The organism is Actinomadura sp. WMMB 499, from assembly GCF_008824145.1.
Classification (GTDB): Bacteria; Actinomycetota; Actinomycetes; order Streptosporangiales; family Streptosporangiaceae; genus Spirillospora.
This window is the reverse complement of the sequence record NZ_CP044407.1, coordinates 7,267,995-7,280,647: the sequence shown is the minus strand read 5'-3', so window position 1 is coordinate 7,280,647 and position 12,653 is coordinate 7,267,995. Positions and strand designations below refer to the sequence as shown.

13 protein-coding genes are annotated in these 12,653 nt (G+C 74.8%); 6 read left to right on the top strand and 7 right to left on the bottom strand.

Translation table 11 applies throughout. From position 1 onward, the window contains the following. Positions 1-486 carry a flavin reductase family protein gene (locus F7P10_RS32895; protein ID WP_254716153.1) on the top strand — a complete coding sequence of 162 codons (486 nt, stop codon included), beginning with the start codon at positions 1-3 and terminating at the stop codon, positions 484-486. On the opposite strand, the gene hutI is transcribed toward F7P10_RS32895, so the two are convergent. The 5 genes from hutI to hutH are packed head-to-tail and all read right to left on the bottom strand — an operon-like array spanning position 461 to position 7,460. Next, on the bottom strand, positions 461-1,639 hold the full coding sequence (gene hutI, locus F7P10_RS32890) for an imidazolonepropionase (protein ID WP_151015441.1): 1,179 nt from the start codon (positions 1,637-1,639) through the stop codon (positions 461-463). The genes F7P10_RS32895 and hutI overlap by 26 nt on opposite strands. Further along, complete coding sequence (locus tag F7P10_RS32885) at positions 1,636-3,066, bottom strand: formimidoylglutamate deiminase (RefSeq protein WP_151015439.1); 1,431 nt, start codon at positions 3,064-3,066, stop codon at positions 1,636-1,638. Before F7P10_RS32885 ends, hutI begins: the two co-directional genes overlap by 4 nt. A gap of 10 nt (positions 3,067-3,076) precedes the next feature. Continuing rightward, the gene (locus F7P10_RS32880) at positions 3,077-4,270 is read right to left on the bottom strand and encodes an allantoate amidohydrolase (RefSeq protein WP_151015437.1); all 1,194 of its coding nucleotides are present in this window, start codon (positions 4,268-4,270) and stop codon (positions 3,077-3,079) included. After that, positions 4,267-5,922 carry a urocanate hydratase gene (gene hutU, locus F7P10_RS32875; protein WP_151015435.1) on the bottom strand — a complete coding sequence of 552 codons (1,656 nt, stop codon included), beginning with the start codon at positions 5,920-5,922 and terminating at the stop codon, positions 4,267-4,269. The genes F7P10_RS32880 and hutU overlap by 4 nt, the downstream gene beginning before the upstream one ends. A gap of 11 nt (positions 5,923-5,933) precedes the next feature. Next, positions 5,934-7,460 carry a histidine ammonia-lyase gene (hutH, locus tag F7P10_RS32870; protein ID WP_218040761.1) on the bottom strand — a complete coding sequence of 509 codons (1,527 nt, stop codon included), beginning with the start codon at positions 7,458-7,460 and terminating at the stop codon, positions 5,934-5,936. Between the two features lie 119 nt (positions 7,461-7,579). Here hutH and F7P10_RS32865 point away from each other — a divergent pair, with 119 nt between their 5' ends. From F7P10_RS32865 to F7P10_RS32850, 4 genes are read left to right on the top strand one after another with little or no spacing between them, the layout of a single operon-like run. Continuing rightward, positions 7,580-8,347, top strand: coding sequence for an IclR family transcriptional regulator (locus F7P10_RS32865; protein ID WP_151015431.1), 768 nt, complete (start codon positions 7,580-7,582; stop codon positions 8,345-8,347). A gap of 9 nt (positions 8,348-8,356) precedes the next feature. Continuing rightward, positions 8,357-8,998 carry a TetR/AcrR family transcriptional regulator gene (locus tag F7P10_RS32860; RefSeq protein WP_151015429.1) on the top strand — a complete coding sequence of 214 codons (642 nt, stop codon included), beginning with the start codon at positions 8,357-8,359 and terminating at the stop codon, positions 8,996-8,998. A 33-nt stretch (positions 8,999-9,031) separates the two neighbouring features. Further along, on the top strand, positions 9,032-9,886 hold the full coding sequence (locus F7P10_RS32855; protein WP_151015427.1) for an SDR family oxidoreductase: 855 nt from the start codon (positions 9,032-9,034) through the stop codon (positions 9,884-9,886). Further along, complete coding sequence (locus F7P10_RS32850) at positions 9,879-10,460, top strand: carboxymuconolactone decarboxylase family protein (protein ID WP_151015425.1); 582 nt, start codon at positions 9,879-9,881, stop codon at positions 10,458-10,460. Before F7P10_RS32855 ends, F7P10_RS32850 begins: the two co-directional genes overlap by 8 nt. A gap of 186 nt (positions 10,461-10,646) precedes the next feature. On the opposite strand, the gene F7P10_RS32845 is transcribed toward F7P10_RS32850, so the two are convergent. Next, positions 10,647-10,985 (bottom strand): hypothetical protein, encoded by a 339-nt coding sequence (locus F7P10_RS32845; protein ID WP_218040217.1) that lies wholly within the window; start codon positions 10,983-10,985, stop codon positions 10,647-10,649. Between the two features lie 69 nt (positions 10,986-11,054). Here F7P10_RS32845 and F7P10_RS32840 point away from each other — a divergent pair, with 69 nt between their 5' ends. After that, a complete protein-coding gene (locus F7P10_RS32840) occupies positions 11,055-11,933 on the top strand; it encodes a hypothetical protein (protein ID WP_218040216.1) in 879 nt (292 codons plus the stop codon). Here the strand turns inward: F7P10_RS32840 and F7P10_RS32835 are convergent. Then, positions 11,911-12,603 carry a haloacid dehalogenase type II gene (locus F7P10_RS32835; RefSeq protein ID WP_151015423.1) on the bottom strand — a complete coding sequence of 231 codons (693 nt, stop codon included), beginning with the start codon at positions 12,601-12,603 and terminating at the stop codon, positions 11,911-11,913. The two genes, F7P10_RS32840 and F7P10_RS32835, sit on opposite strands and share 23 nt — an antisense overlap. Positions 12,604-12,653: the final 50 nt, after the last annotated feature.

The window sequence follows — 12,653 nt, the reverse complement described above, 5'->3', positions numbered from 1 at the left end:
GTGGCGGCGGGCACGGACTTCGTCGACGCCGTCGCGGGGTTCGCCACCGGCGTGGTGGTGCTGACCGTCCGCGACGGCCGCGACGACCACGGCACCACCGTGACGTCGTTCACGTCGGTGTCGATGGAGCCGCCGATGGTGCTGGCGGGGCTGTCCTCGTCGTCGTACCTGGCGGAGGTGCTGGGACGCCGCGACCGGTGGGCCGCGACGGTCCTGTCGTCCGGGCAGCGGGCCCTCGCGGGCCGGTTCGCGGCGGCGGGGCGGCCCGGCGCCCGGATCCTGCTGGCGAGCGAGCGGCACCACCGGGGGGCGGTGTCGGACGCGCTGGTCCCGGAGAACGGGCTCGCGGCGCTGGAGTGCGAGACGCGGCAGACGATCGAGGCGGGCGACCACACGCTGTTCGTCGCGGAGGTCCTGACGGCCGACTACATCGCGCGGGACCGCAAGCCGCTGATCCGGGTCAACCGCCGCTACCTGGGCCAGTGACCCGCACGCCCTTCTTCCAGACGGCCCTGGTGAGGGGCACCCCGGGACGGTAGGCGAGGTGGACGTGCGTGGGGGCGTCCAGTACGTGGACGTCCGCGCGCGCGCCGGGCGCGAGGCGTCCGACGTCGGTGCGGCGGAGCGCCCGCGCGCCCCCGGCGGTCGCGGACCAGACGGCTTCGGCCGGGGTCATCCGCATGTCCCGGACGGCGACCGCGACGCAGAACGCCATGCTCGAGCTGTAGCAGGAGCCGGGGTTGCAGTCGGACGCGAGCGCGACCGTGGCGCCCGCGTCCAGCAGGCGGCGCGCGTCCGGGTAGGGCTGCCGGGTGGAGAACTCGACTCCGGGCAGGAGGGTCGCAACGGTCCGGGACGAGGCGAGCGCGGCGACGTCGGCGTCCGACAGGAACGTGCAGTGGTCGGCGGACGCGGCGTCGAGTTCGACCGCGAGCCGCACGCCCGGCCCCTCGGTGAGCTGGTTCGCGTGCAGGCGCGGCGCCAGCCCCGCCCTGACCCCCGCCTGGAGGATCTCGCGGGCCTGGGCCTCGTCGAACGCGCCGCGCTCGCAGAAGACGTCGACCCAGCGGGCGTGCGGGGCGCACAGGGCGAGCATCTCGGTCGAGGCGAGGCGGGTGTAGGCGGCGGCGTCGGTGTCTTCCGGGACGACGTGCGCCCCCAGGTAGGTGACCTCGTCGGCGTATTCGGCGGCGATCCGCACCGCCCGTTCCTCCTGCTCGGCCGTCAGCCCGTACCCCGACTTGCACTCGACGGTCGTGGTGCCCTGCCGCGCCATCTCGTCCACGAGCCGCCGGACGGTCGCGCGCAGCTCGCCGTCGGACGCCTCGCGCGTGCGGGCGACCGTGGTGCGGATGCCGCCCGCCGCGTACGGTTCGCCGCTCATCCGGGCGGCGAACTCCCCGGCGCGCTCCCCCGCGAACACCAGGTGGGCGTGCGAGTCGACGAACCCCGGCAGGACGGCCCGTCCTTCCGCGTCGAACCGCTCGTCGGCGTCCGGGGCCGCGGCGGCCGGTCCCGTCCATGCGACGGTGCCGCCGTCGAGGACGAGCGCCGCGTCCCGGACGATCCCGAGCGGGCCCCCGCCGGTCGCGGGGTCGTTCGTGACGAGTTCGCCGATGCCGGTGATCAGGGTGCTCAAGCGTGGTCCTCCCGGGTGAACGTGTCGCGGGTGACGGCGTCGATGGCGGCGGCCAGCGCGCCGGGGACGTCCTCGATCAGCAGGTGGCGGCCGTCCCGGACGATCTCGCGGCCGGAGACGACGACGTGCCGGACGTCGGCGGCGGTCGCGGCGAACACGGCGGCCTCGGCGGCGTGCGCGGGCCCGGCCCCGGCCGTCCGGACCGAGCCGAGGTCGACCGTGACGAGGTCGGCGTACCCGCCGGGTTCCAGCCGTCCCGCCTCCGGCCAGCCGAGCCCGTAGTGGCCGTGCCGGGTCGCGGCGGTGAGCAGTTCCCCGGCCGTCCAGTGGCCGCGCCGCCGGGTGCGCAGCCGCTCGTCCAGCTCGACCGCGCGGGCCTCCTCGAACAGGTCGACGACGGCGTGCTGGTCGGTGCCGAGGCAGAGCGGGGCGCCCGCGGCGGCGAGGTCGCGGGCGGGGCCGATGCCGTCGGCGAGGTCGCGTTCGGTCGTCGGGCACATGCACACGCCGGTCGTGGTGGTGCCGAGCAGCCCGATGTCCTCGCCGGTCAGGTGGGTGGCGTGCACGGCCGTCGCGAACGCGCCGAGCGCCCCGGCCTCGGCGAGCAGCCGCGCGGGCGTCGTCCCGTACGCCTCCCGGCACGCCGCGTTCTCCTCCGGCTGCTCCGACAGGTGGACGTGCAGCGGCGCGCGGCGCTCCCGTGCCCAGGCCGCGACGGCGGCGAGCTGCTCGCGCGGGACGGCGCGGACGGAGTGGATCGCGGCGCCGACGCGGGCGTGCCCGCCGCCCGTCCCGTCCGTCCGCCCGTCCGTCCGCTTGTGCAGGCCGTCGTGGAGGGCTCCGGCGCGGCGGGCCCAGTTCCCGGCGGTGCCGTCGCCGAACCGGAGCTGGGTGCCGGTGAGCGGCGCTCCGATGCCGCCGGTGAGGTAGCAGGCGTCCAGCAGGGTGATGCGGATGCCGGCGTCGGCCGCGGCGGCGATCAGGGCCTCGCCCATCGCGTTCGGCTCGTCGTAGGGGTCGCCGCCGGGGCGGTGGTGCAGGTAGTGGAACTCGCCGACGCAGCTGATCCCGGCGAGGGCCATCTCGGCGAAGGCCGCCGCGGCGAGGGCCCGGTAGGACTCGGGGTCGAGCCGGTCGGCGACCCGGTACATCTGCTCCCGCCACGTCCAGAACGTCCCGGGAGGTAGGTCGGGGTTGGTTGGTTGGGGAAAACAGGGTTGTCGCTGGGCGCGGGAGCGGAGGGCGCGGTGGAAGGCGTGGGAGTGGGCGTTGGCGAGACCGGGGAGGGTCAGGCCGGGGAGGCGGACGGCGCCCGGCGGGGCGGCGGCGCCGCGTTCGACGCGGGTGATCCGTTCGCCGTCGGCCTCGACGAGCACGTCGGCCGCCACACCGTCGCCGAGCCAGGCGAACTGCGCATGCCACTGCATACCGGTACCCCTACCCGGACGCCAGGTCGGCCAGCACCGCGGCGAGCGCCTCGACGCCCGCGAGGCAGTCGGCGGTCTCGGCGTGCTCGGCCGGGGCGTGCGACACGCCGGTCGGATTGCGGACGAACAGCATCGCGGTCGGCAGCCGCGCGGACAGGATCCCCGCGTCGTGCCCGGCTCCGGTCGGCAGTACGGGGACGCCGCCCAGCGTCCTCGCGAGCCGGTCGCGCAGCTCGATGTTGAAGTCGACGATCTCGGTGTACGACTCCTCCGCCGCCTCGACCGCCACGCCGTGCGGGCGGGCGGCGGCGCGGGCCGCCGCCGCGACGTCCTCGACCGTGCGCCGGACGGACGCGTCGTCGGGGCCGCGCGCGTCCAGCCATCCGGTGACCGACGACGCGATCGCGTTCACCCCGCCGGGCGTCACCCGCACCTTGCCGACCGTCGCGACCGTCCCGTTCCGCTCGGCGGCCTCGCGGGCCGCGAGCACCATGCCCGCGAACGGCAGCATCGGGTCGCGGCGGTCGGCGAGCCCGGTCGTGCCCGCGTGGTTGCCCTCGCCCGCGAAGCCGAACCGCCAGCGTCCGTGCGGGACGATCGCGCTCGCGAGCCCGACCGGTCCGGTGAGGGCCCGGCCCTGCTCGACGTGCAGTTCGACGAAGCACCCGACGCGGTCCAGCAGCTCGTCGCGGGGGCCGATGGCCTCGGGGTCGAGTCCCGCGTGGTGCAGGACGTCGGCGAACGTCCGTCCGTCCGCGCCGGTCAGCGCGCGCGCCCGTGCGGGGTCGATCGCCCCGGTGAGGAGCCGCGAGCCGAGGCAGGCGACGCCGAACCGGGCGCCCTCCTCCTCGGCGAACGCCGCGACGCCGACGGGACGTCCCGGCCGGGCGCCGCGCTCGCGCAGCAGGTCGATCGCCGCGAACGCCGACACGATGCCGAGCGGGCCGTCGAACGCGCCGCCGCCGGGGACCGAGTCCAGGTGGCTGCCGGTCAGGACGGCCGGTCCCCCGGCCCCGGCGGGCCGCCACCACGCGATCATGTTGCCGTTCGCGTCGTGCTCGATGTCCAGGTCGCGCCGCCGGGCCTGGTCGGCGAACCAGGCGCGGCACTCCAGCTCGGGCGGCGTCCACGCGAGCCGGTGGTAGCCGCCCGTCCCGTCCCGTCCGAGGGGCAGGAGGTCCGCCCACATCTCCGCGAAGCTCATGCGCCCTGCGCGGGGACGCGCACGCCGCGCTCCGCCGCGACCTCGGCGGCCCGGTCGTACCCGGCGTCCACGTGCCGCATCACGCCGGTGCCCGGGTCGTTCGTCAGCACCCGCCGCAGCTTCTCCCCGGCGAGCGGCGTCCCGTCCGCCACGCACACCTGGCCCGCGTGGATCGACCGGCCGATGCCGACGCCGCCGCCGTGGTGGATCGACACCCAGGTGGCGCCGGACGCGGTGTTGAGCATCGCGTTCAGCAGCGGCCAGTCGGCGATCGCGTCCGATCCGTCCGCCATGCCCTCGGTCTCCCGGTACGGGCTCGCGACCGACCCGCAGTCGAGGTGGTCGCGGCCGAGGACGAGCGGCGCGGCGATCTCGCCGCGCGCCACCAGGTCGTTGAAGGCGTCCCCGGCCCGGTCCCGCTCGCCGTAGCCGAGCCAGCAGATGCGCGACGGGAGCCCCTGGAAGTGGACCCGCTCCCCCGCCAGCCGGATCCAGCGGGCCAGCGACTCGTTCTCGGGAAACAGCTCGAGGATCGCGCGGTCGGTGCGGGCGATGTCCTTCGGGTCGCCCGACAGCGCGGCCCACCGGAACGGGCCCTTGCCCTCGCAGAACAGGGGCCGGATGTAGGCGGGGACGAACCCGGGGAAGGCGAACGCCCGCTCGTACCCCGCCAGCTGGGCCTCGCCCCGGATGGAGTTGCCGTAGTCGAACACTTCGGCGCCCGCGTCCTGGAAGCCGACCATCGCCTCCACATGCGCGGCCATCGATGCGCGCGCGCGGGAGATGAACCCGTCGCGGTCCTTGTCCCGTGCGCCGGCCATGTCGTCGAACGCGATCCCGGACGGCAGGTACATCAGCGGGTCGTGCGCGCTCGTCTGGTCGGTCACGATGTCGATGGGCGCGCCCCGCCGCAGCAGCTCCGGGACGACGTCCGCCGCGTTCCCCAGCACCGCGATCGACAGCGGGCGCCGCGCCGCCTTCGCGTCCCCGGCCAGCCGCAGCGCCTCGTCCAGCGACTCCGCCCGGACGTCGCAGTACCGGTGCGCCACCCGCCGCTCGATGCGCGACGGGTCGCACTCGACGCAGATCGCGACGCCGCCGTTCATCGTGACCGCGAGCGGCTGCGCGCCGCCCATCCCGCCGAGGCCCGCGGTGAGCGTGACCGTCCCGGCCAGCGTCCCGCCGAACCGCTTCGCCGCCACGGCCGCGAACGTCTCGTACGTCCCCTGCAGGATGCCCTGCGTCCCGATGTAGATCCACGACCCGGCGGTCATCTGGCCGAACATCGTCAGGCCGAGCGACTCCAGCCGCCGGAACTCCTCCCACGTCGCCCACTGCGGCACGAGGTTGGAGTTCGCGATGAGCACGCGGGGCGCCCACTCGTGCGTCCGGAAGATCCCGACCGGTTTCCCCGACTGGACGAGCAGCGTCTCGTCCCCTTCGAGATCGGCGAGCGACCGGACGATCCCATCGAAAGCACTCCAGTTCCGTGCGGCCTTCCCCGACCCCCCGTAGACGACGAGTTCGTCCGGGTGCTCGGCGACTTCGGGGTCGAGGTTGTTCTGGATCATGCGCAGGGCGGCCTCCTGGGGCCAGCCCTTCGCCGTTCGTTCGACGCCGCGAGGGGCGCGTACCGTCCGAGGTCCGGACATGGGGAACTCCTTCAGGAAAGGGGGCCGACGACCGCTTCGGCGGCCGCCACGAGCGAGCCGTCCCGCACCAGTTCCGTCGCGGCGGCGATCTCGGGCGCCAGGTACCGGTCGGGGCCGGGCGGCGGCACGGCCCGCCGCAGCCGCGCGACCACGGCGCCGGTCGCCGGGCCCGGCCGCAGCGGCGCCCGCAGGTCCAGCGCCCGCGCGGCGGTGAGGATCTCGATCGCGACCACCTGCGCGAGCCCGTCGACGGCCCGCCGCAGCTTCCGGGCCGCGTTCCAGCCCATCGACACGTGGTCCTCCTGCATCGCCGAGCTCGGGATCGAGTCGGCGCTCGCGGGCGCCGCGAGCCGCTTCAGCTCCGACACGATCCCGGCCTGCGTGTACTGGGCGATCATGTGCCCGGAGTCGACGCCCGGATCGTCCGCGAGGAACGCGGGCAGGCCGCCCGACCGGCCCTTGTCGAGCATCCGGTCCGTCCGCCGCTCCGACATCGACGCGACGTCGGCCGCCGGGATCGCGAGGAAGTCGAGCACGTACGCGATCGGGGCGCCGTGGAAGTTCCCGTTCGACTCCACGCGCCCGTCCGGCAGGACGACCGGGTTGTCGACGGCCGACGCCAGCTCCCGTCCCGCGACGAGTTCGGCGTGCGCCAGCGTGTCCCGCGCGGCCCCGTTGACCTGCGGCGAGCAGCGCAGCGAGTAGGCGTCCTGGACGCGCGTGCAGTCGGGCCCGCGGTGCGACTCCATGATCCCCGAGTCGTCCAGCAGCGCCCGCAGGTTCGCCGCCGACGTGGCCTGCCCCGGATGCGGCCGGAGTTCCTGCAGGTCGGCGGCGAAGACCCGGTCCGTGCCCAGCAGCGCTTCGACGCTCATCGCCGCCGCCAGGTCGGCCGCGGTCAGCAGCCGCCGCAGATCGTGCATCGCCAGCACCAGCATCCCGAGCATGCCGTCCGTGCCGTTCAGCAGCGCGAGGCCCTCCTTGGCCGCGAGCTTCACCGGCGCGATCCCGGCTTCCGCGAGCACCTCCCCGGCGCGCCGCAGCTCGCCCTTCGCGTCGCGCACGTTCCCCTCTCCGATCAGGGCGAGCGCGACGTGCGCGAGCGGTGCGAGATCGCCCGAGCAGCCGAGGCTGCCGTGCTCGAAGACCTGCGGGGTGATGCCGGCGTCGAGCAGCGCGGCGAGCGTCCGGGCGGTCGTCGGCTGCACGCCCGTCCGTCCGGTGGCCAGGGTGCGCAGCCGGAGCAGCATCAGCGCCCGGACGACCTCGCGCTCGACCTCGGGCCCCGACCCGGCCGCGTGCGACCGAACGATGTTCAACTGCAACTGATCACGCAGTTCCGGGGCGATGTGCCGGGTCGCCAGCGCCCCGAACCCCGTCGAGACCCCGTAAACCGGCGTGGGGCGCGCGGACAGCTCCTCGATGTGCGCGCGCGCCTCCCCGATGGCCTTCAGCGCCCCGTCCGTCAACACGACGCGCGCACCGTCCCGGGCCACCGCCACCACGTCGCCGAACGCGAGCGGCCCCGAACCGACCATGACGTCCTTCACCCTGCTGTCCCCCACGAGCGAACCCATACCCACCATTGGAGCGCCCACGGGAACCGGGCACGACCCCGCCCGCCCGCATTCCGTCTCGGATACGAGACACTCGCCCCATGAGCCAGGTCCCCGCCGCCCGCCGCGCCCTGGCCGTCCTGCGCCTGCTCGCCGCCGCCCCGGGCCCGCTGCCCGCCTCGTCCATCGCCCGCACCCTCAACCTGCCCCGCTCGTCCACCTACCACCTGCTCGCCGCGATGGCCGGGGACGGCTTCGTCGCCTACCTCCCAGAGGAGCGCCGCTGGGGCCTCGGCGTCGCCGCGTTCGAGATCGGCTCCGCTTACCTGCGCCACGAGCCCCTCGAACGCCTGGCCCGCCCCCTCCTGCGCCGTCTCGTCGACCGGACCGGGGAGATCGCGCAGCTCGGCGTCCTGCACGGCGCCGAGACCCTCTACCTGCTCAAGGAGCAGCCGCCGCACCACGCGACGCTCGTCACGGACGTGGGCGTCCGGATGCCCGCCCACCTCACCGCGAGCGGCCGGTCCCTCCTCGCGCACCTGCCCCCGGCCCAGGTCCGCGCCCTCTTCGCGGGCCCGTTCGTCGACCGGACCGGCCGGGGCCCCACGTCGCTGCCTTCCCTGCGCCGCGTCCTGGCCGAGGACGCCCGCCGGGGCTGGGCGGCCGAGGACGGGCACGTCACCGAGGGCTTCGCGAGCATCGCCGCCTGCGCCTTCGACCACAACGCCCGCCCCACGGCGGCCATCACGGTCACGTTCCGCCGCGAGGACCGCCCGCCCGAGACCTGGCCGGCCCTCGCCACCCGGATCCGCGCCACGGCCGCCGCCCTCACCACCCGCCTCACCGGCCGCCCGCCGGACCCTCACTAGCATCGACGCATGGAGGAATCCCCCGCAGGGGAGCGCAAGAAGCTCTCACCCGGACGGCACGGGCTGAGCCGGGAGCAGGTCGCCGCCTCCCAACGCGCCCGGCTGGTCGCCGCGATGGCCGAGGTCGCCGCCGAGAAGGGCTACACCGCCGTCACCGTCGCGGACGTGCTCAAGCGCGCCGGAGTGTCGCGCCTGACCTTCTACCAGCACTTCTCCGACAAGGCCGACTGCTTCGGCGCCGCCTACGACACCGCCACCGGGGCGCTGCTGGAGGTGGTGACCGGCACCCTGCGGGAGGAGACCGGACGCTGGGAGTCGGTCGAACGCGCCCTCGGCGCCTACCTCGACGCCCTCGCCGCCGAGCCCGTCCTGGCCCGGCTGTTCCTCGTCGAGGCGTACGCCGCCGGGCCGGAGTTCCTGCGCCGCCGCGTCGCCCTGCAGGGGTCGGTCGTCGGCGCCATCGCCGACTTCCTGGGCATCCGGACGCCGCTCGGGCTGCCGGCCTGCGAGGCCATGGTCGGAGCCGTCGTCTCCATGGCCACCAACCGTGTCGTCCAGGACGACTTCGACGGCCTGGTCGCGCTGCGCGCCCCGCTCGGACTCCTCGTCCGCGGGCTGGCCCGCTCCCTCGACGAGGAAGAACATATATAGCCACGACTGTTTATAAATGTTATCGTCCCGGCCATGACCAAGCTGGAGGGCCGGACGTGCCTGATCACCGGTGCCGCGGGCGGCCTCGGCAGGAGCATGGCGCTGGCCGCCGCGGCACGCGGGGCCGACCTGGTGCTGACCGACCTCGACGCCGACGGCCTGTCGCGCACGGCCGACGAGGTGCGCGACGCGGGGGGCACCGTGCGGTTCGCCGAGCCCGCCGACGTCACCGACCGGGACGCAGTGGACGACCTGGCCCGGCGGGCCCTCGCCGCGACCGGCGGCGTCGACGTGGTGATGAACGTCGCGGGCGTCTCGGTCTGGGGTTCGGTGGACCGGCTCGAACACCGGCACTGGCGCCGCATGATCGACGTCAATCTCATGGGGCCCGTGCACGTGATCGAGGCGTTCGTCCCGCCGATGATCGCGGCCGGACGGGGCGGGCACCTGGTCAACGTCTCGTCCGCCGCGGGCCTGTTCGGCCTGCCCTGGCACGCCGCCTACAGCGCGAGCAAGTTCGGGTTGCGCGGCGTCAGCGAGGTGCTCCGCTTCGACCTGCGCCGCCACCGGATCGGCGTGAGCCTGGTCTGCCCCGGCGCCGTCGACACCCCGCTCGTCCAGAGCGTCGACCTGGTGGGCATCGACCGCGACACCCCGACGGCCCGCCGGATGGTCCGGCTCTTCTCCCGGCACGCGGTGTCCCCCGACCGCGCCGCGCGGACCGTCCTGCGGGGCGTCGAACGCGACCGGTACCTGATCTTCACCTCGGCCGACATCCGGATCGGCCACCTGGCCCAGCGGCTGTGCCCGCCGCTGTACGAGGCCGCGATGCACGCGATGAACCGCGCGTTCGTCCTGGCCGTCCGGAGGTCGGCGCGCCATGGCTGAGCCCCGCATCGCCCCCGGCGGCCTGCGCCAGGTCGGCCCATTGGCCTGGCTCGTCAGCCGGGGCGCCGCCGCCGTCGAGGGCACGACGCCCCCGAACCTCTTCCTCACGCTGGGCCGCCGCCGCAAGCTCTTCCGGGGCTGGCTGCACTTCGCCGCCCGCCTGATGCCCGCCGGCGGCCTGCCCCGCCGCGAGGGCGAGATGGTCATCCTGCGCGTCGCCCACCTGCGCGAATGCGCCTACGAGTTCCAGCACCACACCCGCCTCGCCCGCCGCGCGGGCCTCTCCTCCGCCGACGTCGAACGCGTCGTCGCCGGACCCGTCGACGGCTGGACCGGCCGCGACCGGGCGATCCTGACCGCCGTCGACTCCCTGCACCACCACCGCGACCTGGACGACGACACCTGGGCCGCGCTCCGCGCGCACCTGACCGAGCCCGAATGCGTCGAGTTGCTGATGCTCGCCGGCCACTACGACATGCTCGCGACCGTGATCACCACCCTGCGCATCCAGCCCGACGACCGGCGCCCGCGCCCCCCGCTGATCCGCGCGCTCCTCCAGCGGCTGCCCCGCTGACGACTGGCGAGAGCCGTCTGCCGCTACGTCCTCGTCGGGCGCTTGAGGTGGAGGCCAGCGGCATTCCTTGACGTCCACGCCCATAAGCGGTTGGAGCCGAGAGGGTCGCGCCGGCCCCGCCGCCACCACCCCTGCAAGGACGTTCGCGAGGAACCGCACGATCGTGATCGACGTGCGATCACGATCTCACGCGATGAGGCCTTCGGCCTGCGCCTGGTCGAGGGCCTGCCACGCCTCGCGGGTGTCGAGCATCTCCAGGCCGCGGACCGCCCAGAACCGCAACGACTCGTCCATGCTCTCCAACTGGTCGCGGAACAGGTCGAGCGCCTGCGCGGACCTGGCCTCGGCGACGAGTTCAAGGAACAGGCAGCGCAGGCCGTCGTCCTCCTCTGCCGCGAACTCCTCGATCAGCTCGCCGACGTACGCGTCGGCGTGTTCGCGCAGGAAGTCGAACGAGTCCGCGCGCACCCGCGCGTCCTGCCCGCGCATGTGCTGAACAGCCTGATCGAAACGCCGCCGCGACATACGCGGACAATACCGTCGACCGCCGACACGCCCGCACGAGCCCTCGGCGAGCGGGCATAGCCTCAGGCCGTGACGAACGGGAGTAAGCGGACGATCGGGACGCCGCTCGATCGGATGACGCAGCACTGGGTGCGGCTGACCGGCCGCCGGATCGACCTGCGGGACGAACCGTGGCTCGCCGGACCTTGCGGCGACCGGGACCGTGTCGGCGATTCCTGGCTGCGGCGGGAGGCCGCACGCCACGGCGCCCGCGTGCTGGACGGCGCGGACGACGCGGGCCTGCTCCCCTCGATGACCGCACTCGACGGCCCCGGCTTCGACGCGTCCGAACTGCACCCGCACGTGCGCGATTTCTACGAGCACACGACCCGGTGGCGGCTCGAGCTCTGGTCGCAGTGGTCGCCGTGGGCGTGGCCGTTCGGCTGGCTGGTCTCGACGCTGTTCGCCCGCAGGCTCGAGCAGCTGAGCCTGCCGCTGCGCCCGCTGGACGCAGCCCACGGCATGACCAGCGAGGTCACGCCCGTGGTCGCCCCGGACGGCGGGACGCTCGGCGCGTCCTGGCAGCGGCGCCTGCGGGCGACCGGCAGCACGGTGTTCAGCGGGTGGTACCAGGCGTTCACTGTGCCCGGCGTCCCGCAGCCCCGCGTGCGCGTGGTGTTCCCGCTGCCGAACGGGCGGCTGGTCGTCCTGCTGCGCCCGCGCGTCACACCGGAGGGCGGCCTGCTGCTCGCCTCGCCCGGCGGCGGCTGGGGAGAGGACGGCGCGTACCTGGTCGTCGAACGCGGCTCGCGCGCGTGGGCCCGGCGCGTCCCCGTACACGAACGCTTTCACGTCCACGTGGACGGCGAAGGGGTCCTGCGCACCGACCACGCGCTGAACCTCTGGACGATCCCCGTCCTGCGACTGCACTACCGCCTCGACGGCGCTACGCCGCCGTCAACTCGGTGACCAGCTCGTCCAGTCCGCCGAACCGCCGGTCGAAGGGGTCGGACTCCGTCGGCGGATCGCCGCCCGGCCGCCGCACATACGCCGTCCGCATGCCGCTCGCCCGAGAGGCGCGCAGGTCCCAGGCGTGGGCGGCCACCATGAGCACGCGGTCCGCCGGGCAACCGGCGGCGTCGACGGCGAGCCGGTAGATCTCCGGCGCCGGTTTGTACGCCCGGACCGCTTCGCCGGACAGGGCCAGGTGCCAGCGCAAACCAGCGTGCGCGCTGAGCCGCAGCAGCGTCGACCGATCGGCGTTGGACAGCCCGAGGACGGGGAACCGCCGTGCGAGCCGGTCCAGCGCGGCCACGGAGTCGCCCCACGGAGGCAGCCGCCGCCCCGCCGTCGCCAGCCGGGCGACGGCCGCCGGATCGGTGAGCCCGGCACACTCGGCGACGAGCCGTGCGGCCTCCCCGTCGAGCACCTCAGTGCCGACGTAGGCGCGCCGCCCCTCCGCGATCCGCCGCTGCTCCCGCTCGATATGCCGCTGCCATACGGCGAGAAGCTCATCGACGGACGAGTCGTCGGACGCGGGCACCGCCGCACGGATCTCCATGCGAAGCCCGCCCGGTTCGTCGACCAGCGTGCCGAGGACGTCGAAGACGACGACCTCGATGTCGCGGATCTCGGCCATGACCTCTCCCGTTCGTGCAGGCGTCACCGGTTCGACAGGTGACGATCTTG

What these genes read in the sequence shown, in the direction of transcription:
- F7P10_RS32865 (WP_151015431.1), top strand. Translation starts at nt 7,580, where the DNA reads ATGAGCCAGGTCCCCGCCGCCCGCCGCGCCCTGGCCGTCCTGCGCCTG.
- F7P10_RS32860 (WP_151015429.1), top strand. Translation starts at nt 8,357, where the DNA reads ATGGAGGAATCCCCCGCAGGGGAGCGCAAGAAGCTCTCACCCGGACGG.
- F7P10_RS32835 (WP_151015423.1), bottom strand. Translation starts at nt 12,603, where the DNA reads ATGGCCGAGATCCGCGACATCGAGGTCGTCGTCTTCGACGTCCTCGGC.
- hutU (WP_151015435.1), bottom strand. Translation starts at nt 5,922, where the DNA reads ATGTCCGGACCTCGGACGGTACGCGCCCCTCGCGGCGTCGAACGAACG.
- F7P10_RS32880 (WP_151015437.1), bottom strand. Translation starts at nt 4,270, where the DNA reads ATGAGCTTCGCGGAGATGTGGGCGGACCTCCTGCCCCTCGGACGGGAC.
- hutH (WP_218040761.1), bottom strand. Translation starts at nt 7,460, where the DNA reads ATGGTCGGTTCGGGGCCGCTCGCGTTCGGCGACGTGGTGGCGGTGGCC.
- F7P10_RS32885 (WP_151015439.1), bottom strand. Translation starts at nt 3,066, where the DNA reads ATGCAGTGGCATGCGCAGTTCGCCTGGCTCGGCGACGGTGTGGCGGCC.
- F7P10_RS32845 (WP_218040217.1), bottom strand. Translation starts at nt 10,985, where the DNA reads ATGTCGCGGCGGCGTTTCGATCAGGCTGTTCAGCACATGCGCGGGCAG.
- F7P10_RS32850 (WP_151015425.1), top strand. Translation starts at nt 9,879, where the DNA reads ATGGCTGAGCCCCGCATCGCCCCCGGCGGCCTGCGCCAGGTCGGCCCA.
- F7P10_RS32855 (WP_151015427.1), top strand. Translation starts at nt 9,032, where the DNA reads ATGACCAAGCTGGAGGGCCGGACGTGCCTGATCACCGGTGCCGCGGGC.